Source organism: Streptomyces coeruleorubidus, assembly GCF_008705135.1.
In the GTDB taxonomy this organism is placed as follows: domain Bacteria; phylum Actinomycetota; class Actinomycetes; order Streptomycetales; family Streptomycetaceae; genus Streptomyces; species Streptomyces coeruleofuscus.
The window spans coordinates 8,207,832-8,230,377 of record NZ_CP023694.1; the positions used below are offsets into that span (position 1 = coordinate 8,207,832).

Consider the following 22,546-nt stretch of genomic DNA (forward strand, 5'->3'; position numbering starts at 1 on the left):
ATTTCATGCGTGTCATCCGCCGTACAACGGAACGGCTGCGCCCCAGATCGGTCCGGGCCAAGATCGTCGCGCTGCTCATGCTGCCCATCGTGTCCCTCATGGCGCTGTGGGGCTTCGCCGCGGTGACCACGGCCTCCAGCATCGGCGACGCCGAGCGGGTCAAGGACGTCAACGCCGAACTCCTCGCCCCGCTCGACGGGTTCGTCACCGCGCTGCAGGCCGAACGGACCGCCGCCACGCGTCTCGCCGCCGCGCCGGGCACGGCAGGCCCCGACACGATCGAGGAACCCCGCAAGGCCACCGACCAGGCCGCCGCCGCCTTCCGTGACGGCGCCAACGCCGCCACCGCGGACGCCGAACTCCTCGACGCCGGGCTGCCCGCCCGCATCGACCGCCTGGAGGCCGACGCGCGCGGACTCACCGGACTGCGCGCACGGGCCGACGCGAAGGGCGCCGCCCAGACGGTGTTCACGGGGTACTCGACGGTCATCGAGCACGCCTTCGCCGTCACCGGCGCGCTCACCGGCGAGAACGGCACCGACACCGCGTCCGAGGCGCGGGTCGTCCTCGAACTCGCCCGCGCCCGCGAGGCCGTGGCCCAGGAACAGGCCCTTCTCGCCGCGGCGAGCGGACCCGGGAAGCTCACCACGGAGCAGTACACGCTGTTCGTCGGTGCCGTCGCCACCCAGCGTGAGCTGCTGGAGCCCGCGGTGGCCGACCTGAAGCCGGAGCACCGGACGGCGTACAACGCGGTGCTTCGGGACGGGAGTTACGACACCCTCAGAGCCGTCGAGAACAGGGTGCGGGGCGCCGGGCCCGGCACCTCGGTCATCTCCGCGGGCCTCCTGAGGGACTGGGACGAGGCCGCCGGCACCGTACTGGAGGGGCTCGCCCAGGCCGAGTCGGACGCCGGCACGGGGGCCACGGCCAAGGCGGACGCGTTCGGCTGGGACACCCTGGGCAGCTCCGGCATCGCCGTCATCCTCGGTCTGGTCGGCGTGCTGCTGTCGCTGCTCGTGTCCGTGGGCGTCGGCCGGGGGCTCATCGTCGAACTGCTCGACCTGCGCGACTCCGCCCTGGAGGTCGCCGGGCGCCGGCTGCCGCGGGCCATGCGCAGACTGCACGCAGGGCAGGGCGTGGACATCGACGCCGAGGCCCCGATGCGCCGCCTCGTGGGCGACGAACTCGCCCAGGTGGGCACCGCACTCACCGCCGTCCAGCGGGCCGCGCTCAAGGCCGCCTCCGAGCGAGCCGAACTGCAAAGCGGCATCTCCGAGGTGTACGTCAGCCTCGCCCGCCGCAGCCAGGTGCTGCTGCACCGCCAGCTCGACCTGCTCCACCAACTGGAGCAGCGCCCGCGCGAACCTGCCGAGATGCAGGAGCTGTACCAGGTCGACTACCTCGCCACCCGGATGCGCCGCCACTCCGAGAGCCTGCTCATCCTGTCCGGTCTCGCGCCCGGACGCGGTTGGCACGACCCCATCCCGCTGGTGGACGTCCTGCGGGCCGCCGTCGCGGAGATCGAGCAGCCGGGCCGGGTCCAGCTCTGGGCCATACCGCGTGTCTCCCTCAACGGCGGCTCCGTCGCCGACGTCATCCATCTGCTCGCCGAACTCGTCGAGAACGCGGCCTCCTTCTCACCGCCCAGCGCTCATGTCCATCTGCGGGCCGCCCGCATGCGTGACGGCCTCCTCGTCGAGATCGACGACAGCGGCTTCGGCATGGACGAGGAATCGATGGCCGAGGCCAACCGCAAGATCCGGTCCGAGGACGTCGACCTGCTCGACGCCAAGCGGATCGGGCTCATCGTGGTCAGCCGCATCGCCGCCCGGCAGGGCCTGGGCGTCGAACTGCGCTCCTCGGAGAGCGGCGGGGCCACGGCCGCCGTCCTCATCCCCGAGAACCTGATACGGGACGACATGCCGGTGCACGACGCGACGGTCCCCGGCGGCCAGGGCGACGGCCGGACACTGGCCCCCGCGGCGGCGTTGATCCCGCCGCAGCGGAAGTGACGACGACTGTGGGCCGCAGGGCGTGCTGATGACAACGCTCAACCACTCATCACGCGGACACGGCTCAGTTGGATCTTCTCATCGCGTCAGCCGTGGTGAGCGAGGGCCCAGGCGACATCCCTGAGCAGGGCCTGCCGCCACCCCGCCCGGTCGTGGCCCGACGCCGACCGCGAAACCTGAACCGTCGCACCGGCCTGTCCGGCCAGGGTCTCGACCAGCTCGCAGTGGGGCAGCATCCGCGTCTCGTGTTCCCCCACGTCGAACGCGACCCGCAGACCGGACAGGTCGGGGCGCTCCCGCAGGCGCGCGGCGATCGCTCCGCCGACCGGGCCGCCCAAGGGGTCCGCCAGGCCCAGGGCATCGGGCGTCCACCAGAACGACGGTGACTGGCAGGCGACGCGGGACACCAGGTCAGGGAACTCCAGTGCCGCGTACAGCGCGCTCAGCCCGCCCAGGCTCTGCCCGGCGACCACCAGCCGGTCAAGCTCGGCGGAGACCCCGGACTCCACCACCAGCGGCAGCAGTTCGTCCCGGACCGCTTCCCACAGCGCGGCCCCGCACGCGAACTCCGCCTCCCTGTCCTTGGCCGGCAGGAAGACGAGGGTGACCGGCGGCATCTCCCCACTGGCGACCGCCGAGTCGAACGCGGTCATGGCCGGGTGCAGATACAGCCAGTCGTCCCCGTCCAGCAGCAGAACCACCGGCCCGCCGCCGCCCGCCGGATGGACGCGCACGGTCCGCCGCCCGCCCAGCCGTTCACTGGCCCAGCGGATCCGGGTGCGGGGGAGGGGCAGCACGCCGTCGGCGCCGACAGCGGGCCAGTGCGGCTGGGCCGGCGCGTCCGGCGTCGCGGCGATGGACCGGTCTCCGCCGGCCCCGATCGGGTTGAACGGATCGGCGTACGCTTCCTCGCCCACGCGGAACTGATACGTCACCCGCAGCCGCGCGGGCATGCGCACCTCGGCGTACCAGCAGTCCGTGTCGCCGAAGCGGCGCAGGGGCACCGGCTCGGACCAGCTCTCGAACTCGATGCTCGCCGCATCGGCCCCACGCCACAGGAAGAGGGTCGTCCAGCCGTCGCCGTCGGGTGTCGACGCGGGTGCCCGCGCGGCCGCCCAGAACTCGTCGGTGCCGGGTGTGCCGGGCAGTCCGAACGCGGCGAACGTGTCTTCCCCCACCAACCTCATTGCACGTCTCCTTGTGGAGCGGAAAGCGAGAAGGCTAAGCTCAGTTGCGATTAGGCGAGCCTAACCTAATTTTCACTGGAGGCACCGGCACATGAGCACCAACCCCTTCGACGACGCCGACGGCCGTTTCCTCGTCCTCGTGAACGACGAGGGCCAGCACTCGCTCTGGCCGTCCTTCGCGGATGTGCCCGGGGGCTGGACCATCGCCTTCGAGGAGAACACCCGGGAGGCCTGCCTGCAGTACGTCGAGGCCAACTGGACCGATATGCGCCCCCGTTCCCTCGCCGAGTCCATGGACGCCTGACGCCCGATGCTCTGCACCAGACTGACGAACGCCCGTTTCGTCACCATGGACCCGGCCCACCCCGTCGCCCACGACCTGGGCATCTGGAAGGGCCGGATCGTCGGCCTGGACGAGGCCGTGACCTCGCTGCCCGCACGGGAGGTGATCGACCTTCAGGGCGCCACCGTGCTGCCCGGTTTCATCGACGCCCATGTGCACCTCGCCTGGACCGGCTTCAAGCAGAACACGCCGAGCATCGCGGGCCGCACGCGGATCGAGGACGTGCTGGCCGTCGTGGAGGAGACCGTCCTCCGGAAGGGCTCGCCCGGCGCCTGGGTGAGCATCGCCGGCTACGACCAGCGGGCCCTGGGCCGTCATCTGACCGCCGCCGAACTGGACCGGGTGAGCCACGGGCACAAGGTGTTCGTGCTGCACGACTCCGGACACGGCTGCGTCGTCAACACCGCCGTCCTGGACCTGCTCCCCGCCGGCGTCCCGCACGAGGACGGTTTCCTCGCCGAGGGCGCGATGGGCGCCGCCCGCGCGCTGCGCCTGCCGTACTCCCAGGAGGAACTCGCCGAGGCCATCGGACGCGCCGCCCGGACCTGCGTCGCCGAAGGCGTCACCGCCTGCGCCGAGGCAGGGATCGGCGGCGCCCTCTTCGGGCACAGTCCGGTCGAACTCGGCGCCTATCAACTCGCCCGTGACAAGGGCCTGTTGCCGCTCCGGGTGCAGCTCATGGTCGCCGCGGACCGGCTGCGGCCCGTCGCCGCGCACGAGGCCGACGGCATTCCCAGGGCCCTGGACCTCGGCCTGCGCACGGGCTTCGGCGACGACTGGCTCTCCGTCGGCGCGCTGAAGATCTACACCGACGGCGGCATGATGGCCCGCACCGCCGCGCTGAGCAGCCCGTACGAAGGGCTGGACCACACGGGCCAGTTGCAGGACGACCCCGAGACGCTCACCGAGACGATCGTGGCCGGTCACCTCGCCGGCTGGCAGCTCGCCGTGCACGCCATCGGCGACCGCGCGGCCGACGTCGCCCTCGACGCCCTGGAACGGGCTCAGCGCCTGCGCCCGCGCCACGGCGTCCGGCACCGCGTCGAACACGCGGGCCTCATCCGCCCCGACCAGCTCTCGCGCTTCGCGCGGCTCGGCGTGAGCGCCGTCGTCCAGCCCAACTTCCTGCGCTACTTCGGCGACGACTACGCGGCGATCATGGGCGCCGAGCGGGCACCTTGGCTGTACCGGGGCAAGGCGTTCCTGGACCACGGCATCACCCTGGTCGGCAGCTCCGACCGTCCGGTCACCGACGGATCCCCGCTGCGGGCCGTCCAGTTCATGGTCGAGCGCACCTCCGAGTCCGGCCAGGTGATCGGCCCGGACGAGGGCATCACCGTGGAGGAGGCGCTGCGCGCCTACACCGTCGCCGGGGCCTATGCCTGCCACTGGGAAGGCAGCGCCGGCAGCCTCTCCCCGGGCAAGCGCGCCGACCTGGTCGTGCTCGGCGACGACCCGCGACGCGTCGACACCTCCCGCATCGGCGACATCGAGGTGGTGGCGACGTACGTCGACGGCCGCGATCGACGCGACGGCGGACCCGAAGGCGGGGAAGGGAAGCCTTGAACACGGCTACGCACCGCACGGCACCGCCGTTGCCGCGTTCTCCTCTCCCGGCGACCTCCGTCGTACGCCCCGCCCGCCCCGAGGACGCCGCCGCACTCGCCGCCTTGTCCCAGCCCTTCGTGCGGGCGGGGGCGTTACGCCGACGACCGGCCTCGCTCTATGCCGCCCACGCGGCCGACTTCGTCGTGGCCGAGGGATCCGACGGCGCCCTGGAGGGCTGCCTGGCCCTGCGTGTACACGCGGCCGACGCGGAGGGGGGTCGCGGTCCCGCGGGCGTCCTCTACAACTTCTGCGTGGCCCGGCACCGGCAGGGCAGCGGACTGGGAGGCCGGCTGCTGCGTGCCGCGGTGGCCAGGGCGCGCGCCCAGTCGGTGGGCTCCTTGTTCACCGCGACGGTCGGCAGCGGCAGCCTCTTCCTGCGGCACGGGTTCACCCCGGCCGGCGTGCGCCTCGCGCCTCCGGCCTGGGCGACCTCCCTGGACCCGCGCCGCAACGCGCGCGTCCTCGCGCGAACCCTGTGACGGCGGCGGATCCTCAGGCGAAGCTCGCCCCGGCGCCCGGGCCCTGCTCCGGAAACACCGTCGTGCCGGGGCTGTTCCGGCCCCGTACGCCCCGCAGCAGCGCGTGCGGTACACGGCCGTCGAGCACGTGCGCCCTGTGCACGCCGCCGCGGACGGCCCGCAGACAGCCCTCCATCTTCGGCAGCATCCCGGCCGCCAACCCCGGCAGCAGCGCCGCCAGTTCATCGGCCGTCAGCCGCTCGATCACCTCGGTGCTGTGCGGCCAGTCGGCGTACAGTCCCGCCACGTCGGTGAGCACCACCAGGCGGGCGGCGCCGAGAGCCACGGCCAGGGCCGACGCCGCCAGATCGGCGTTCACGTTGTAGACCTGCGCGTCCTCACCGCGGGCCACGGGGGAGACCACGGGGATGTGCCCCTGCTCCAGGAGCGTGCGCACCGCGCGCGGATTCACGTCGACGACATCGCCGACCAGGCCGATGTCCACCGCCCGGCCGTCCACCCAGGCCGGCCGCCGTACGGCCGTCATGGTGTGGGCGTCCTCGCCCGTCATCCCCACGGCGAGGGGGCCGTGGGTGTTGATGTGACCGACCAGCTCCCGCTGGACCCGTCCGGTCAGCACCATGCGCACCACGTCCATGGTCTCCGGGGTGGTGACCCTGAGGCCCGCCTCGAACCGGGTCTCCAGGCCGAGGCGGTCGAGCATCGCGCTGATCTGCGGTCCGCCGCCGTGCACGACGACCGGGCGCAGACCCGCGCGCCACAGCTCCACGACGTCGTGGGCGAACGCCTCCTGGAAGCCGGGGTCCACCATCGCGTGGCCGCCGTACTTGACGACGACCGTGCTGCCCCTTAGCTCCTCCGGCGGGTGGAGCTCTTCGGGGGAGCAGGTCGCGACCTGGTCGGCTTGGGTCACGCTCACGGAGCCACTCCATTCATGGGCAGGCCAGCACTTCGGACGGACAAGGGTGGAGCGTCGTCACGCGTTCCGCCGCTCCTTGTGGAGGAGCAGGCCGCGCAGCAGGGAGTCCGTCGTACAGACCACGCCGCTGCGCGCGGCCCATCGAAGGGCCAGGGAGTGTTCCTCCGCGGAGATGTCGGCCACCGCGTCGGCGACGACGAACGGCTGGATGTCGTTCATGAAGGCGTCCGCCGCCGTCAGCAGGACGCCGAGATGTGCGTGCACCCCGCAGATGATCAGCTGGTCGCGGCCCTTGGAGCGCAGCAGTCTGCCGAGATGGCTGCGCAGGAAGGCGTTGTGCCGCACATTGGCCAGCAGGTGCTCGCCGGGGCGGGGCCGGAGGGGCGCGATGATCGCGGCCGCATCCGGCTCGTCCCCGATGCCCGGCCCCCACATGTCGGCGACCAGACCCCGCGTGCCCGGCGGCTGTCCGGCCGGCTCCGCGCTGAAGACGACCGGCAGGCCCAGGGCGTCGGCGAGTTCGCGCAGCGCCACGATGTTGTCGACGAGTTCCACCACGGGGGAGCGCCCCGCCGGGAACGCCCCGACGAAGTGGTTCTGCATGTCGTGGACCAGCAGCGCCGCACGGGCCGGATCGATCCTCCACGAGACGTGCGCGCGGGGAAGGCAGGAACGATCCGGCATCGAATACGAGTCGATGGTCGGCAAGCCCACGGCGGTTCCCTCCCTGGTGACGCACCGCACGGATCCGAACTCACGAATACTCCTTAGCTTAGCCTAACCTAATTAAAAATCCCGGAAGTTGACGCGTCGCGCGTGCGCCCGGACACCCGTGAGCACTCCCGCGACGACCGGGTTGAGTGCAAACAGCTAACTGTTGACAGTTGGCAGAGTGCGTCTTACCGTCACTCCATCGACATCGGGCCGCCTCCCAGAGGCGGCCCGGATCGCACAGGAGGACCAGTGGAAACCAGCACGCGAACCGGCTCGGCTTCAGAGCGCCTCGGCGCTCTCGGCTTCACACTTCCCCGCGTCGGCGGCGACTCGAAGTACGTGAACCACCGGACGGTCGACTCCAGCGTTTACGTGTCGGGCCAGCTGCCCTACAAGGACGGTGTGCTGCTGGGCCAGGGCATCGTCGGCCGGGACGTCGAGATGGAGGCGGCCCGGGGTCTGGCACGTCAAGCGGTGGTGAACTGCCTTGCCGCCGCCGCGGACGCGGTGGGTGACCTGGACCGGGTCCGGATCGTGCAGATGCTGGTCTTCGTCGCCAGTACGCCGGATTTCGGTGAGCAGTCGAAGGTGGCCGACGCGGCGAGTGACCTGCTCTACGAGGTGCTCGGCGAGAACGGGCGGCACGCGCGTACCGCCATCGGCGTCGCCGGACTGCCCCGAAACAGTCCCGTGGAGATCCAGATGGTCTGCACCGCCGCGTAGGCGCGACCCAACCGGAACCGCGCGCGCGAGGCGCGCCATCCATCCGCCCCACACCGACGTGTACCGACATGTAAGGAGCGCAGCGTGCACCGGCTCCAACGAGCACTCGACGCGCTGGTCGAGCGGGTGGACACGCCCGCGCCCATCGTGCTGATCGACGTCATGCAGCGGAACATCGACCGGATGCAGGGCTTCGCCGCCCGGCACAACCTGGAGATCAGGCCCCACGTCAAGACGCACAAGTGCGTGGAGATCGGCAGGCTCCAGGTCGAGGCGGGGGCCGTCGGGATCACCGCCGGCAACATCGGTGAGGCGGAGGTCTTCGCCGCGGCCGGCTTCGACGACATCTTCCTCGCCTACCCGATCTGGCCCGCGGGCACCAAGGGTGAGCGGATCCGCCGGCTCGCCGGGACGACGACCCGGCTCCGCGTGGGCGTCGACAACGTCGCGGCCGTCGAGGCGCTCGCCGACGCGATGGGTGACGAGCCCGGGCGGCTCGAGGTCGTGGTCGAGATCGACTGCGGTGCCCGTCGTTCGGGGACGCCGCCCGAGGCCGCCGGCGATCTCGCCCTCGCCGCCCGGAAGCGCGGACTCGTGCCCGTGGGCGTCTACACCTACCCGGGACACGGCAGCTCCGCCCCGGACGCTCGCGAGCGCGCCGCGCGGGACCAGGAAGCCGCGCTGGCCACGGCGGTGCGCAGCCTCGCCGGCGTCGGGGTGACCGCCGAGGTGGTCAGTGCCGGCTCCACGCCCACGGTCGCCTTCTCCACCAGCGATCTCATCACCGAGATCCGTCCTGGCGAGTACGTCTTCTGCGACATGGACAACACCCGGCTCGGCGCGTGCGACGAGGACCAGATCGCGCTGTTCGTCGCGACCACGGTGGTCAGCGACTGGGTTCCGGGCCAGGTGATCCTCGACATCGGCACCAAGGCCCTCGGCCGCGACGGCGACCCGCAGCGCGGATACGGCCAGATCGCCGGCCGGAAATTGGTCCTGTCGAAGCTCAACGAGTACCACGGCTTTCTCGCCGTGCCGCCCGAGCAGCCGCGGCCGAGTCTCGGAACCGTCCTCCCGATGGTGCCCAACCACGTGTGCCCGATCGTGAACAACTTCGAGGAACTGATCGTGACCGACTCGCAGGGCACGATGCCGCAGCGATGGCCGGTCGCGGCCCGGGGCCGTCTCAGCTGAGCGGCCGCGCAACAGCGCCCTACTTCCCCGCCCAACCAAGAAAGAGTGGCTGACATGAGACTTGAGAAGGTCACGGCGCTGGTGACCGGAGCCGGTAGCGGAATCGGGGAAGCGGTGACCTCCCACTTCCGCCGGGAGGGCGCGCGGCTGCTCCTCACCGGCCGCAGGGAGCAGCTGGACACCGCCGAGCCCGACGACCTGTACGTCCCCGGCGACCTCAACGACGAGGCGTTCGTCGCGAGCCTCGCTCAGCGGGCCGCCGAGTCCCTGGGGACTGTCGACGTCGTCGTCATCAACCACGGTCTGCAGGTCAGCAGCCCGCTCACCGAGATGGCGTACGAGGACGCGAAGAACGTGCTGCACAGCAACCTGCTCAGCGCGTTCCTGGTGATGAAGCACTTCGCGCCGCTCATGCCCGAGACCGGGGGCTCCTTCGTCTGCGTCGGCTCACGGCTCGGCATGGTCGGCAAGCCCGAGGAAGTGCTGTACTCCGCCGCCAAGGGAGGCCTCATCATGCTGGCCAAGGGAGCGGCCATCGAATGGGCCCCGCGCAACATCCGCGTCAACGTCGTCGCTCCGGGCCTGACCGTCACACCCGTCATCGAGGCGTCGTTCCAGCGCCGGCCCGACCCCGAGGCCTACCGCCGCGAGCGTGAAGCGCAGATACCGCTCCAGCGCCTCGCCAGCCCCGAGGAGATCGCGAACGCGGTCCTGTTTCTCGCCTCACCGGAGTCGTCGTACATCACCGGAGCGGTTCTCCCCGTGGACGGCGGCTACACCGCCTTCTAGCTGCTCCACCGCGGCGACACCCCCTCACCTCGTGCGTCACTTCCGCGGGGCCGGTCCCTCCGCGTCCCGGCCGGCCAGAACCGACACAGCGTCGTCGAAGTGCTTCTTCAGCGCCTCCAGCGCGCCCGCGGTGTCGCCGTCCCGGATCATCTCGCTGATCTTGCGGTGCGTGCCTTCACCAGGGCTTTCGCCTTCGTGACCATGCCGGGCCTCCTCCGCGGTGAGGGCGCCCACGCACAGCCGGGTCTCGGAGATCACCGTGCTGAACATGCGCTGGAGTCGCCGGCTCCCCGAGGCGGCTACCAGGACGGTGTGGAAATCCAAGTCGTGCCTCTTCACCGTTTCCCAGTCGCCGGCCGCTTCGGCGGAGTCCATCGCCCTGACGTTCCTGTCCAGTTGCTCGAAGGCCTCCTCCGACTTGCCGGAGGCGATGATGGACTGGGCGGCCGCGGACTCCAACGCCGTACGCGCCAGGTAGATGTCGGCGACGTCCTCCTTGGTGAGCACCGGGACGGAGACCCGCCGATGAGGCTCGCCGCGAAGCAGCCCCTCCTGGATCAGCCGCTGGAGCGCCTCGCGGATCGGCCCGCGGCTCACCCCGAAGTTCGTGGCCAGCTCCACCTCGCTGAGCTGTGTGCCGGGGGCGAGGGTGCCCTCGATGATGTCCTCCCGAAGGCGTTCGGTCACCATCGAGGCGAAGGTCTCGCGAGGCAGTCGGGTCGGCCTTGCAGACTCTGGACTCACAGGGCTTCCCTCTCGTCGGTCGTGTTCCGTGGCGCTCTTCTTAACATTCATGAACGTTAGTCTGTCAAATGTCAACAGTCAGCAGTGCGGTCGGTACGGGGCGGTGTGAGTGTGAGTCCTCGGACATCTCGGGACGGCTGACAGATCAGGAGTTGTTCCATGCTTCGGACCATGCTCAAGTCCAAGATCTAGCGTTTGGGTGTTTCCGCAGGTCACCGCCCTGATCGCCGCACCGGGGTCAGCAAAAGGTCAGCATCAGGCTGGACGGTGTCCGGCTTGCTGACCTGCACCTGCACCTGCGACTGGGACCTGTTGCCCCGCCCGGCGCCCTGCTCGGAAGGCTTGATACGTGGCTCGACAGCTCGCCCGTGGGATGGGGTCCTTCTTCAAGGAGTGCTGGTTGCTCCCGGCCGATCGGTTGCCCGCACCCGTACACGATTCGGTTCTGGGACGCTCTAGGTAAGCAGCGTGAAGAGGTCGGCTAGGACACGTGGGACGACGCGATCGAGCGCCTTACGCAGATATATGTGGGGAAAAGGAAGACGGCGCCGTCCGTTGCCGAGGCTCGCCGGGAACTCGGTCAGCAGGTGGCGGCCGCGGCAGCGGAGGATGACGGAGTACTCCACGGGCTGGCACATGGACAGCTCCATCAACGTGCACATCATCCCTCGTCTCGGATCAAGGAAGCTGAACTCGGTCACGCCGATCGTGGTCGAGCGTTTCCTGGACGAGTTGGAGGCCGATGGGGTGGGTCGCGGAAATCAGGTGAACAGCTTCCGCACTCTGAAGGCAATCTTGCGGGACGCCTATGGAAACTGCCGCTGACGAGTATCTCGCGCTTGAGATTGTCATGATGGTGGGCTGCGGCTTGCGCAACGGGGAAGCCCGGGCAGTGAGCGTCAACAACGTTGTGGCGGAGGACCTACCGGGTGCATGAGCTGATCCACTCCAACACGCACAAGCCGGCGAAGCTGAAGCATCGCAAGGCGATGGAGTTCCGGTAGGTCCCCTTGCCGCGCTCAATGCGGGAAGTGACGGAGAGGTTTGAGGAGAAGAAGCACGGCACCACGCAGGATGACTAACTCCTGCGCGGCCCAAGCGGCTACTACACGGAACCGATGGAACGCCGCCGTGTGCAGAGGCTCTTCGAGAACCTCCCCGCGGAGGACGGTGTCGGCATGTACAGCTTCCGGCACTACCTCGCCTCGAACGCGCTCGGGAACGGAATACCGATCACCGACGTGGCCGATTGGATGGGGCACAAGTCCATTGAGGAGACGTATCGGACCTACCGGCACCTGATGCCTGGGAGCATCGCCAAGGCCGCCCGCATCCTGAATGCCGGTCTGTGGATTCTCGGGGCCACCGTCCCGTGCCTGTCGCCCGAGCAGCAGGTCTATTTCCACCAGGGCTATGAACCTGCTGATCACGACCGTCACGACATGGCCCGGCTCCGGCAGACCTTCGGGGTCACCACCCACTTCTGAGCCCGCGCGCCGGAAGCCGCTCCTGGCCGACCGGCGCACGGACCCCGGCTCATCACCGCCAAATGGACCCCAACTGCCACGCCCGCATGTGGTCGAGGGTGGCGGTGCCGCCCTCGGCGAAGACCTCGACGCCGGTGCTGGAGGGGTCGGGGAAGATCTGGTCGGTGATCACTGCTTCGCCGTTGCCGCCGAAGACCTCCACGGACGACCAGTCGACCAGGATCCGCAGCTTGACCTTGCCGTTCTTGGTCTTCAGCGGTGCGGTCTGGACACCGGGGAAGGTGCCGTTGAAGTCCCCGGCGCCGGAGCGGGTGCGGTCGACGTACAGCTCCTGGGTCGTGGTGTCGTAGCCGATGACGGTCTCCTCGCCGCCCGCGCTGGTGCGCACCTTCAGACCGAAGCGGTCGGCGTCCTTGAGGGAGAAGGTCGCCTCGATGTCGAGTGCCTTGCCCTTGGCCGTGGGGCCGGTCAGGGGCTTGGAGGTGCTCTTGACGGTGATGTCGGACGCCGTCGCCGGGCGCTTGTCCCGGAGGGACTCCAGGCTGCCCACCGGCTTGCTGGTCAGCCGGACGCGGCCGTCGACGGTGCGCAGGGCCATCTCCCGCGGAACGCTCTGCGCGCCGCGCCAGGGGGAGGTGGGGACGGACTGGCCGTAGTCCCAGTTGTTCATCCAGCCGATCATGTAGCGCTTGCCGCCCGGCGCGTTCTCCCACGACACCGCCGCGTAGTAGTCCTTGCCGTAGTCGGCCCAGTCGGCGCGCTGTACGACGGACTTGGCGGGCTTGTCGGCGGCGGTGAACTGGTCGGTCATGACGTGGCCCCAGCCGGCGGTGTTCATGTCGACGACCTGGATCTGCGCCTTCTTGCCGGCGTACGGGCGCATGTCGAAGGAGGCCCAGTCCAGGGTCTCGCTGTCGGCGCCGGTCGCGCTGCGGACGACCTGGCCGTCGACGAGCAGGTTGACGGACGTCTCCTGGGAGACGCGCTGGGCCTGGCTGTCCGACAGCACGATGTGGTCGACGTTGACGTGGCCCCAGCCGCCGGTGTTGTCGTCGACGATCCTGATCCGCGCCTGCTTGCCGGCGAGCTCGCTGACGTCCCAGGAGGCCCAGTTGAGTGCCTCGGCGTCCTTTCCGGTGGCGCTGCGGACGACCCGGCCGTCCACGAGGAGCTCGACGGCCGTCGGGTTGTCGGAGCCGGCCGGATGATTGCCGCCGCCGATCAGGAAGTTGATGTGCTTCTTGTCGATGGTGAACTCGGGTGACGTGAGGGTGCCGGTGGTGGAGTCGCCGTTCCGGAAGGTGTTGACCAGCCCGTCTCCCAGGAAGCCGGATACCTGTTGCTGGCCGGGGAGGGTGCCGGTGGCCGGTGCGGTGCCGAAGGCGTCCCCGGTCGCCGTCCAGTCGCCGTACGTTCCGCCTTCGAAGTCGGCGAGGACCGTGCCCTCGGGTGGAGTGCTGCCCATGACGGTCCCGGCCTCGTGCGGATGCCGCCCGCCACCGATCTTGAAGTTCAGGTAGGGGCTGTCCACGGTGAAGGAGGGGGAGGTGAGGATGCCGGTGGCGCCGTCACCGCCGTGGAAGCTGTTGGCGAGGCCCTTGCCGTCGAAGCCGTCGACGGTCCCCTGCCCGTCCACCGCCCCGGCTGCCGGTCCCCGGCCGAACGCGGTGCCCGTGCTCGTCCACGTACCGAAGCCGGTGCCCTCGAAGTCCTGGACGACCTTCCCGGTGGGCGGGGTGTACGTGCCCTTGTCGTCCGCGGTGAACTTCTTGCCGTCGAAGTCGCCGATGAAGTACTGGGCAGCCGAACCTCCCGCGATACCACCGGGGTTGATGTTGACGACCAGGACCCACTTGATGTTCTTCTTGTCCCCGTCCACGGCGAGGGGGAACAGATCGGGGCACTCCCACACTCCGCCCGTCGCACCGGCCGGTCCGAACTCGCTCTGCAACTCCCAGTCCCTGAGGTTCTTCGACGAGTAGAACCGCACCTTGTGCTCGGCGGACAGCGACACCGTCATCAGCCAGCTCTTGGTCGGCGCGTACCACTGGACCTTGGGATCGCGGAAGTTGTCGGAGCCGATGTCGATCACGGGATTGCCCTGGTACTTGGTCCAGGTGCGACCGCGGTCGGTGCTGTAGGCGAGCGACTGGGCCTGCTTGCCGCCGTTCTTGTAGGCGCTGGTGTAGATCGCCACCATGGGCGGGTTCTTCTTCGTGCCGAAGCCGGTGGTGTTGTTCCAGTCGACGACCGCGCTGCCGGAGAACACCATCTCCTCGTCGTCGTGCGACAGGGCCAGCGGCAACTCCTCCCAGTGCACGAGGTCCTTGCTCACCGCGTGCCCCCAGGACATGTCGCCCCAAGTGTTGCCGTTCGGGTTGTACTGGTAGAAGAGGTGGTACTCGCCCTTGTAGTAGACGAGCCCGTTGGGGTCGTTCATCCAGTTCTTCTGCGGAGTGAAGTGGAACTGGGGTCTGTAGGTCTCGGTGTAGGTCGGGGTGTCGGCGGCGACGGCCTGGGGGGCCAGCGGGGCTGCTGACAGGGCGCAGACGGTCGCGACCGCCGCCATCATCCGCATGCGGGCATGCCGGGATACGCGTGCAGAGCTCATGGTGTCTCCTAGTCCCGCGGCCGTCCACGCAGCGGTGACTGCGGCTTCTGCGCGACGGACCGAAAAGTGCACCCCAGGCCGATGCCGGCTTCCGTGCCGTCGACCGAGGGTGTCATCGTTGACTTGTGTCATCGATGACAGCGAGTGCCCGATTATGAAGCCCAATCCGGCCTCCGCGTCAACGGTCCGGGCGCAATTGCTCCGGCACGACCGGCAGTTCATCGGCTGTCGTCGGTGGTCGCGAACCGCGCCGACCCGTTGGCAGTGGCGGTCTCGGTTTCGATAACCGCCCAGGTCAGAGGGGTGGGGTGGGGGCCGCCCGGCAAGCTTCGGCCTCATCGTCGACGCCGAGACGGGCCGGTGAACGAGTTGTTTCCGGCCTGTTGACCGGTCGGGCCTTTCGGTGCTTCACTGCCGGAACCGCTACCGAAACCGGTTCCGGAACCGATTCCGGTACCGGTTCCACGGGCCTCTGTACGATCGGCCCTTCGGAGCGGGAGGACGTCTTCCGCCTCTGCAGGAAGGGAGGGGAGGTGACATGGGAGTCACTATCGCCGATGTGGCCGCGCGGGCCGGGGTCAGCAAGACGACGGTCTCGCGGGTGCTGAACGGCAAGGGCGAGATCAACGAGAACACCGTCTTGAAGGTCCGCAAGGCGATATCGGAACTCGGTTATGTGCCGAGCGCCGGGGCAGTGGGGCTCGCACGCGGCACGACACAGATGATCGGCATGCTGGTCCCTGACCTGGCCTGGGCCTGGGCCGGCATAGTGCAGGCGGTCGTCGAAACGCTGGAGGCCGAGGGCTTCGGGCTGCGGATCCTGACCTGGAACCGCGGTGAGGAGTCACTGCGCAGGCTGGGTCTGCAGGTCGCTGCCAAGTCGTTCGACGGGCTGCTGGTGATAGAGCCCGAGGGGGCCCTGGGATCCATCACGGAACTGCACGAGGCCGGACTGCCGGTGGTGCTGATCGACGACCGCTTCCAGCGGCCGGGGTTCCCCTACGTGGCCACCACCAACCGGGAGGGCGGTGAGCAGGCGGCGCGCCACCTGCTGGACATCGGCCGCCGTCGCCCTCTGGTGGTGACCGGTCCTGATGAGTACGGCTGCACGCAGGAACGGCTGGGCGGCTTCGTCGACGCGTATGCGCAGGCCGGGATCGAACTCGACCCGCGAAGAATCATCTGCGGCGACTTCCTGTTCGACGACGGCCGGAGCTCGGTGGCGCAAGCTCTCGCGGACGGCGTGGAGTTCGACGCGGTCTTCGGGCACAACGACCCCTTGGCAGCCGGTGTGATCGCGGCCCTGCACGAGGCCGGCCTCAAGATTCCGCGGGATGTCGCCGTGGTGGGGTTCGACGACGTCGAGGTGGCGTCGTACACCTATCCGGCGCTGACCACCATCCGCCAGCCGATGCGGGAGATGGGTGAGGCGGCGGCTCGTCTGCTGCTCGACCACGTGCGCAGATCGCCGGAGGCCGCTCCCTCGCGCATCATTCCCACCAGCCTCGTGGTCCGCGGCTCGACGTTAGAGCCGAGCTCGAACTGACGCGACGTCATCGCGATGAGCGAATGACGGCGCCTCGCGGCCGGGCGGTGCGTTGCCGCTGACGCACCGCCCCCCGTCTCCTTGAAACATCGGCGAACCTCTTCGGGGCCTCGCCTTCCTCACAACTCAGGGCGGCTGCGCCTGCGTTCACGCGGCACCGCCCACCTGCACTTTTCGCCCGCGCGTTTCCCGATCCGGGACACCGAAGGGGCGCCTGGCACATCCCGCCCGGCCGCTACCCACTCCGCGTCGGACGCTCCCACCGCGACCCGCGAGGGGCCGCCGCCGCTGTCACCGCAGACGCTGCCCACTCGTGGGCCGGCCCATCCGGGCGCCCGCCCTTCCTACCCTTCGCCGCCCCCCGCGCCTGTCTCGCTCAACGGCAAGGAGCCGCATCATGCGTATCACCACCCGTCACGCTGTCAGAACCGTCCAGACCCTGTGCGTCACCCTCACGGCAGCCCTCGTGGCCACCGGCTGCGGCCGGAGCGAGGATTCCGGCCCCGGCAACGATGCCCCCGCCGAGATCGGCGCGGGCAAGGCCAAGGGGACGGTGGTCATGTGGTCCATGGGAGATCCCGACGACGACCTGAAGGAGCTGGCCAAGAAGTTCGAGCAGGAAAACCCGGACGCAGACGTCAAGATCACCGCGGTCCCGTGGGACGGCGCCCACGACAAGCTGACCACCGCGATAGCCGGCGGCAACACACCGGACATGTCCATGGTGGGCAGCACCTGGATGGCCGAGATGGCCGCCTTGAACGGCTTCCAGGCCACCCCGGCGTCGATCAAGTCCTCGGACTTCTACCCCGGCCAGTGGGACACCACCAAGTACAAGGACATCTCCTACGGCGTCCCGTTCATCGCCGACACCCAAGCGGTCTTCTACCGGACCGACATCACCAAGAAGGCCGGTATCAAGGGCGCCCTGGCCGGCGACCGGGCCGGATACCTGAAGGACCTCAAGGCCATCCAGGCCACCGCCGGCAAGGAGAACCCCAAGCTGCGCCATGCCAGCGGGCTGGTGATGGGCTTCAACTCCTGGATTTTCTGGGTGCCGATGGTCTGGCAGCAGGGCGGTGACATCTACGACGCCAAGACCGGGAAGTTCACCTTCGACTCGCCCGAGGTCGCCAAGGCGCTGGAGGACTACGCGAGCGTCCCGAAGCAGGGCTTGGCGCCGACCGACAGGTCGGACAACGTGCAGGGCTTCCGCGACGGGCTGATCGCCGTTTACCAGGAGGGCGCGTGGGCCGGCGGCAGCCTCCACAAGGACGCCCCGGAGCTGGACGGCAAGTGGAAGACCATGCCGATGCCCTACACCAAGCAGCCCACCGGGTTCGCCGGCGGCAGCGACCTGGCGGTGTTCAAGGACGCCAAGAACCCCGACGCGGCATGGAAGTTCGCCCAGTTCCTGACCGAGCCCGCCAACCTCGCGACCTATTCCAAGGCCACCGGCACCCTGCCCCCTTCGCCGCAGGCATGGACAGAGGGGAAGCTGACCGAGGACGAGAACATGAAGGCGTTCGCCGAGCAGCTCGAGGTCAGCAAGGCGCCGCCCGCCATCACGACCTGGCAGCAGATCGCCGACACCATCGACTCCGAACTGGAGAAGCTGACCCTCGGCAAGGCCACCGTCGCCGAGGTGCAGAAGACGCTGCAGTCCAAGGCCACCAGCATCGGCACCGGCCGCTGAGCGCCGCCGCGTGAGTACCCCTCGTACGGACAACCCGCGTACGGACGGATGACATCCATGTCCACGAAAACGCTCCCCGAGCGGGGCGACACCCACGAGCAGGGCACCGCAGGGTCGGAACGGAGTGCCGATCGCCGGCACTCCGGGCTCCGGAGCACGGCGCGCGGCAGGCAGGCCCGGGCGGCCTGGGTCCTCGCCGCCCCGTTCCTCGCGCTGTTCTTGGCCTTCATGCTGCTGCCGGTGGTGTGGTCGCTGCTGATGGGCCTGACCGACACCAAGAGCGCGGACCTGCGCACACCGCTGAACGTGTCGTTCGTCGGCTTCGCCAACTACGTACGCCTCTTTGAGGACCCGCAGTTCTTCACCGCTCTGCGCAACACCGGCGTGTTCGTCCTGGTGGCCCTGCCCCTGACCCTGGCCGCCGGGCTCGCGGCGGCGGTTGCCCTCGACCGGGGCATCCGCCGCTTTCGGGCCGTCTTCCGGGTCGGCTTCTACCTGCCGGTGATCACCAGCATCGTGGCCGTCGCCGTGGTGTGGAAGACGCTGCTCGAACCTCGGGCGGGACTGGTGAACCTCGTCCTGGGCTGGTTCGGGATCGACGGTCCGGCCTGGCTGGCGGACACCCGATTCGCTCTGCCCGTCATGATCGTGATGGCGGTATGGCGCAACCTCGGCACGGTCATGATCATCATGCTGGCGGGCCTGCAGTCCGTACCCCAGTCCCTGATGGAAGCGGCCGAACTCGACGGCGCCGGGCCCTGGCAGCGGTTCTGGCGGGTCACCTTCCCGCTCCTGCGGCCGGCCCTGTTGCTGACCGCCGTGACCACCGGCATCGGCTATCTGCAGTTCTTCGACGAGCCGTTCGTCATGACCGACGGCGGACCGCTGGACTCCACCCTGTCGGCCACGTTGTACGCCTACAAACAGTTCGGCAACGGCAACTACGAGATGGCGTCGGCCGCCGGCTACGTCATCTTCGTCCTCATCGTCGCGCTGACCGTGCTGCAGTTCCGCGTGCTGCGAGACAAGGACTGATGCCTCATGAGCACCCTCTCCACTCTCCGAACGCCACAACCGGGCACGAACCGCGCCCTGAGGCGCCGCCGCATCCGCCAGAACTGGGGCCAGCCCTGGCTGTACATACCGCTCGCCGGCGCCCTGCTGCTGATGATCGCGCCGTTCCTGTGGATGCTGTCCGGGTCGTTCAAGCCCGAGGCCGACATCCGCAGGGTCCCGCCCGTCCTGATACCCACGGCGCCCACGACCGCCAACTACGGCGAACTGTTCAGCACGCTCGACTTCACGAGCATGTTCGCCAACTCCGTGATCGTGGCCCTCGCCGTCACCGCGGGCAACCTGATCTTCTGCTCGATGCTCGGATACGCCCTGGCCAAGCTGGAGTTCCGCGGACAGCGCGCCGTCTTCCTGCTGGTCATGGGGACCCTCATGATCCCCGGCCTGGTCACCTTCGTCCCGCTGTACGTGCTGGTGGCCAACATGCAGCTGACCGGCTCCCTGCTCGGGCTGATCCTGCCGTTCCTGGCCACGCCCTTCGGGGTGTTCCTGATGCGGCAGTTCATCTCCACCCTGCCCGACGAACTCATCGACGCCGCCCGCGTCGACGGCTGCCGCGAACTGGCCATCTTCGCGAAGATCATCCTGCCGTTGACCAAGCCCGCCCTCGCCACCCTCGGGATCATCACCTTCCTCGGCTCCTGGAACAACTTCCTGTGGCCCCTGGTCGTCGCCCAGAACGAGAGCCAGTACACCCTCCCCGTCGGCCTCGCCCTGGCCAGCAGCGGACAGTCCTTCACCCGCTTCGGCATCCTGCTCGCCGGCGCCATGGTCGTCCTGCTGCCGGTGATGATCGTCTTCCTGCTCTTCCAGCGCCACTTCGTGGCGGGCATCGCCACCACCGGACTGAAGTGACACCCCGGCTCCCGCCCCGCCGTCCCATGCCGTACCGGTCCCGCCCAGAGCGGCGGACGGACGGCAGGCGAGCCCCGCCGCGCCGGGCGGCAACGCTCGCGCGACGAAGCTCTCACCGTCGCCCATCAACTCTCTGATCTGTGACGACTCATCTCTTGGAGAACACCGTGGGACAGCCGGTCCACTCTGCCGCGTACCTGGATCCGGAAGCGTCCGTGGAAGCGAGAACCGACGACTTGCTGTCCCGGATGACCCTGCCGGAGAAGGTCGGGCAGCTGCTGATGCTCGACGCACAACACGGGGACCTGGCGGACATCGTGTCGGCCAAGCTGGCCGGGGCAGTCCTGCACGTGTCTCCCGACCTCATGCCGCAGGCCATGGAACTGGCCCGGCAGACACGGCTCGGCATACCGCTGCTGACAGCCGACGACGGCATCCACGGCCACTCGTTCTGGCCGGGGGCGACCATCTTCCCGACCCAGCTGGCCATGGCCTGCACCTGGGACCCCTCCCTGCTCCACCGAGTCGCCCGAGCGGCCGCGACCGAAATCGCGGCGACCGGAATCCACGGGACGTTCTCCCCGGTCCTGTGCATCACCCGGGACCTGCGCTGGGGCCGTATCAACGAGACGTTCGGCGAGGACCCGTTCCTGATCGGCGAACTCGGCGCGGCAATGGTGCGCGGATACCAGGGCGACGGCCTCAGCGATCCGACAGCGGCGCTGGCGTACGCCAAGCACTTCGCGGGCTACTCCGAAACCCTGGGCGGGCGCGACGCGAGCGAAGCCGATCTCAGCCCCCGCAAGCTGCGCTCGTGGTTCCTGCCCCCCTTCGAGCAGGCGGTACGGGCCGGCTGCCGCGGCTTCATGCTCGGCTACCAGTCCATCGACGGGGTGCCCATCACCGCGCACCAGTGGCTGATCAACGATGTGCTCAAGGGCGAGTGGGGCTTCACCGGGACGCTGGTGACCGACTGGGACAACGTCGGCCGGATGGTCTACGACCAGCGGACCTGCGCCGACTACGCCGAGGCGGCGGCGGTCGCCGTCAACGCCGGCAACGACCTCATCATGGCCACGCCGCAGTTCTTCGAGGGCGCCCAGGAGGCGGTCGCCCGCGGCCTGATTGAAGAGAAGCAGATCGATGACGCGGTACGGCGGGTTCTGCGGCTGAAGTTCGAGCTCGGGCTCTTCGAGGACCCCCGCGCCCCCGACCCCGACCGGCAGGCGCAGGTGATCGGCTGCAGCGCACACGCCGACCTCAACCTCGAAACCGCCCGACGCTCCCTGGTGTTGCTGCGCAACGACGGGGTCCTGCCCCTCGAGGGCGGGCTGACCTCGGACGGAACCGGCCGCGCCGCGAGCCGAGGCAAGCAGCGGACGATCGCGGTCATCGGCCCCAACGCCGACAGCACGCAAGCCATGCTCGGCGACTGGGCGGGCGCCACCGGCCAGGTCCCGTGGATGCCCGACGGACATCCACGTGAGTCGGTGGAGACGGTGCTCGACGGCCTGCGCGCCGTCGCGCCGGCCGACTGGACCGTCACGTACGCCCGCGGAGCCGACATCGAAAGCCCCGCCTCCAACTCCGAGTGGTCCCTCGGGCCCGACGGCCAACCGCAGCCGGCCGTTTTCACCCCTGCCCCGGTCGACCAGGCACAGCTTCAGGAGGCCATCGCCGCCGCGGAGGCCGCCGACTACGCCGTCGTGGTCGTGGGCGACACCATCGCCCTCACCGGCGAGGTGCGCTCCACGGCCACGCTCGACCTCCAAGGGGGCCAGATCGCGCTGCTGGACGCGGTCGCCGCCACCGGCACACCGATGATCGTCGTACTGGCCCAGTCCAAGCCGAGCACCCTCCCCGAGTCGGCACTGAACGCGGCAGCCCTCATCGAGGCGTTCAACCCGGGCATGCGCGGCGGCCGCGCCATCGCCGAGCTCCTCCTCGGACTCACCGAACCCAGCGGCCGGCTTCCGGTCTCCTTCGCACGGCACGTCGGACAGCAACCGGTCTTCTACAACCAGGTGCGAGGCCAGCACGGGAACCGCTACGCGGATCTCACCCAGGACCCCCTGTTCCAGTTCGGCGAGGGCCTCACCTACACCACGGTCACCTACTCCGACCTTGCCGTGCACGAGGACGACGTCTCCGCCGACGGCACCGTCCAAGCCACGGTGCGACTCACCAACAGCGGAAGCCGCCCGGCCCTGGAAACGGTCCAGGCATACGTCAGCGACCTGACCACCAGCGTCACCTGGGCCGAGCAGGAGCTGAAGGGTTTCACCCAGGTCGAGGTCCCTCCCGGCGAAAGCCTGGACGTCCGCCTCAGCATCCCTGCCGCGCACTGCTCACTCGTCACAGCCGACAACCGCCGAGTGGTCGAACCAGGCGAGTTCGCACTCCGCGTCGGCCCCAGCTCACGGCGGGAGCAGCAGCTGAGCGTGGAATTCCGCATCCGGACCTGAAGGCCGCACACAGGCTTGGAGACCACCGCCCCGTCGGCCCGCCGCCCCGCCAACCAGAGGGCCGGCGGGGCGGTCCCCTGTCATACGGAAAGGCACGCGT

General features: G+C 69.4%; 18 protein-coding genes and 2 pseudogenes. 15 read left to right on the forward strand and 5 right to left on the reverse strand.

Annotation, left to right across the window (positions count from 1 at the left end):
- Positions 1 to 5 precede the first annotated feature (5 nt).
- Complete coding sequence (locus CP976_RS37670) at positions 6 to 2,012, forward strand: sensor histidine kinase (RefSeq protein WP_150484357.1); 2,007 nt, start codon at positions 6 to 8, stop codon at positions 2,010 to 2,012.
- A gap of 86 nt (positions 2,013 to 2,098) precedes the next feature.
- Here the strand turns inward: CP976_RS37670 and CP976_RS37675 are convergent, their stop codons facing one another.
- Entirely contained in the window at positions 2,099 to 3,199 is a 1,101-nt protein-coding gene (locus CP976_RS37675; protein ID WP_150484358.1) for an alpha/beta hydrolase-fold protein, read from the reverse strand.
- 91 nt (positions 3,200 to 3,290) lie between these two features.
- On the opposite strand from CP976_RS37675, the gene CP976_RS37680 reads away from it, so the two are divergent.
- The 3 genes from CP976_RS37680 to CP976_RS37690 are packed head-to-tail and all read left to right on the forward strand — an operon-like array spanning position 3,291 to position 5,629.
- Positions 3,291 to 3,503 (forward strand): MbtH family protein, encoded by a 213-nt coding sequence (locus tag CP976_RS37680; RefSeq protein WP_150484359.1) that lies wholly within the window; start codon positions 3,291 to 3,293, stop codon positions 3,501 to 3,503.
- Positions 3,504 to 3,509: 6 nt separating this feature from the next.
- On the forward strand, positions 3,510 to 5,108 hold the full coding sequence (locus CP976_RS37685; RefSeq protein ID WP_150484360.1) for an amidohydrolase: 1,599 nt from the start codon (positions 3,510 to 3,512) through the stop codon (positions 5,106 to 5,108).
- A gap of 29 nt (positions 5,109 to 5,137) precedes the next feature.
- Positions 5,138 to 5,629, forward strand: coding sequence for a GNAT family N-acetyltransferase (locus CP976_RS37690; protein WP_208838953.1), 492 nt, complete (start codon positions 5,138 to 5,140; stop codon positions 5,627 to 5,629).
- Positions 5,630 to 5,642: 13 nt separating this feature from the next.
- Here the strand turns inward: CP976_RS37690 and argB are convergent, their stop codons facing one another.
- Together argB and CP976_RS37700 are read right to left on the reverse strand one after the other, a co-directional pair.
- Positions 5,643 to 6,542: an acetylglutamate kinase gene (gene argB / locus CP976_RS37695; protein WP_150485677.1), complete on the reverse strand. Its 900-nt coding sequence runs from the start codon at positions 6,540 to 6,542 to the stop codon at positions 5,643 to 5,645.
- A gap of 63 nt (positions 6,543 to 6,605) precedes the next feature.
- On the reverse strand, positions 6,606 to 7,262 hold the full coding sequence (locus CP976_RS37700; protein ID WP_167537499.1) for an isochorismatase family protein: 657 nt from the start codon (positions 7,260 to 7,262) through the stop codon (positions 6,606 to 6,608).
- Between the two features lie 249 nt (positions 7,263 to 7,511).
- Here CP976_RS37700 and CP976_RS37705 point away from each other — a divergent pair, with 249 nt between their 5' ends.
- From CP976_RS37705 to CP976_RS37715, 3 genes are all read left to right on the forward strand, one after another.
- Positions 7,512 to 7,985, forward strand: a complete 474-nt coding sequence (locus CP976_RS37705; protein WP_150484362.1) for a RidA family protein — start codon at positions 7,512 to 7,514, stop codon at positions 7,983 to 7,985.
- A gap of 84 nt (positions 7,986 to 8,069) precedes the next feature.
- Entirely contained in the window at positions 8,070 to 9,179 is a 1,110-nt protein-coding gene (locus CP976_RS37710) for an alanine racemase (protein WP_150484363.1), read from the forward strand.
- A 54-nt stretch (positions 9,180 to 9,233) separates the two neighbouring features.
- The gene (locus CP976_RS37715; protein WP_150484364.1) at positions 9,234 to 9,968 is read left to right on the forward strand and encodes an SDR family NAD(P)-dependent oxidoreductase; all 735 of its coding nucleotides are present in this window, start codon (positions 9,234 to 9,236) and stop codon (positions 9,966 to 9,968) included.
- A gap of 36 nt (positions 9,969 to 10,004) precedes the next feature.
- Here CP976_RS37715 and CP976_RS37720 read toward each other — a convergent pair whose 3' ends face one another.
- Positions 10,005 to 10,658, reverse strand: a complete 654-nt coding sequence (locus tag CP976_RS37720) for a GntR family transcriptional regulator (RefSeq protein WP_208838954.1) — start codon at positions 10,656 to 10,658, stop codon at positions 10,005 to 10,007.
- A 690-nt stretch (positions 10,659 to 11,348) separates the two neighbouring features.
- Here CP976_RS37720 and CP976_RS44005 point away from each other — a divergent pair.
- The 3 genes and pseudogenes from CP976_RS44005 to CP976_RS37730 all read left to right on the forward strand — a co-directional run.
- A complete protein-coding gene (locus CP976_RS44005) occupies positions 11,349 to 11,537 on the forward strand; it encodes a tyrosine-type recombinase/integrase (RefSeq protein ID WP_229875669.1) in 189 nt (62 codons plus the stop codon).
- Positions 11,538 to 11,830: 293 nt separating this feature from the next.
- Positions 11,831 to 11,953 (forward strand): annotated as a pseudogene (locus tag CP976_RS44010) (tyrosine-type recombinase/integrase); the annotation flags it as partial.
- 111 nt (positions 11,954 to 12,064) lie between these two features.
- Positions 12,065 to 12,199 (forward strand): annotated as a pseudogene (locus tag CP976_RS37730) (nucleotidyltransferase domain-containing protein); the annotation flags it as partial.
- 52 nt (positions 12,200 to 12,251) lie between these two features.
- Here the strand turns inward: CP976_RS37730 and CP976_RS37735 are convergent.
- Complete coding sequence (locus CP976_RS37735) at positions 12,252 to 14,810, reverse strand: glycoside hydrolase family 32 protein (protein ID WP_150484366.1); 2,559 nt, start codon at positions 14,808 to 14,810, stop codon at positions 12,252 to 12,254.
- 538 nt (positions 14,811 to 15,348) lie between these two features.
- Between CP976_RS37735 and CP976_RS37740 the strand changes: the two genes are divergently transcribed.
- From CP976_RS37740 to CP976_RS37760, 5 genes are all read left to right on the forward strand, one after another.
- Positions 15,349 to 16,356, forward strand: coding sequence for a LacI family DNA-binding transcriptional regulator (locus CP976_RS37740; RefSeq protein WP_150484367.1), 1,008 nt, complete (start codon positions 15,349 to 15,351; stop codon positions 16,354 to 16,356).
- Positions 16,357 to 16,753: 397 nt separating this feature from the next.
- Complete coding sequence (locus CP976_RS37745; RefSeq protein ID WP_150484368.1) at positions 16,754 to 18,052, forward strand: extracellular solute-binding protein; 1,299 nt, start codon at positions 16,754 to 16,756, stop codon at positions 18,050 to 18,052.
- Between the two features lie 48 nt (positions 18,053 to 18,100).
- Positions 18,101 to 19,087 (forward strand): carbohydrate ABC transporter permease, encoded by a 987-nt coding sequence (locus CP976_RS37750; RefSeq protein ID WP_150484369.1) that lies wholly within the window; start codon positions 18,101 to 18,103, stop codon positions 19,085 to 19,087.
- Positions 19,088 to 19,093: 6 nt separating this feature from the next.
- Positions 19,094 to 19,981 carry a carbohydrate ABC transporter permease gene (locus CP976_RS37755; RefSeq protein ID WP_150484370.1) on the forward strand — a complete coding sequence of 296 codons (888 nt, stop codon included), beginning with the start codon at positions 19,094 to 19,096 and terminating at the stop codon, positions 19,979 to 19,981.
- Between the two features lie 167 nt (positions 19,982 to 20,148).
- A complete protein-coding gene (locus CP976_RS37760) occupies positions 20,149 to 22,446 on the forward strand; it encodes a glycoside hydrolase family 3 N-terminal domain-containing protein (RefSeq protein ID WP_150485679.1) in 2,298 nt (765 codons plus the stop codon).
- The last annotated feature ends 100 nt before the right edge of the window (positions 22,447 to 22,546 follow it).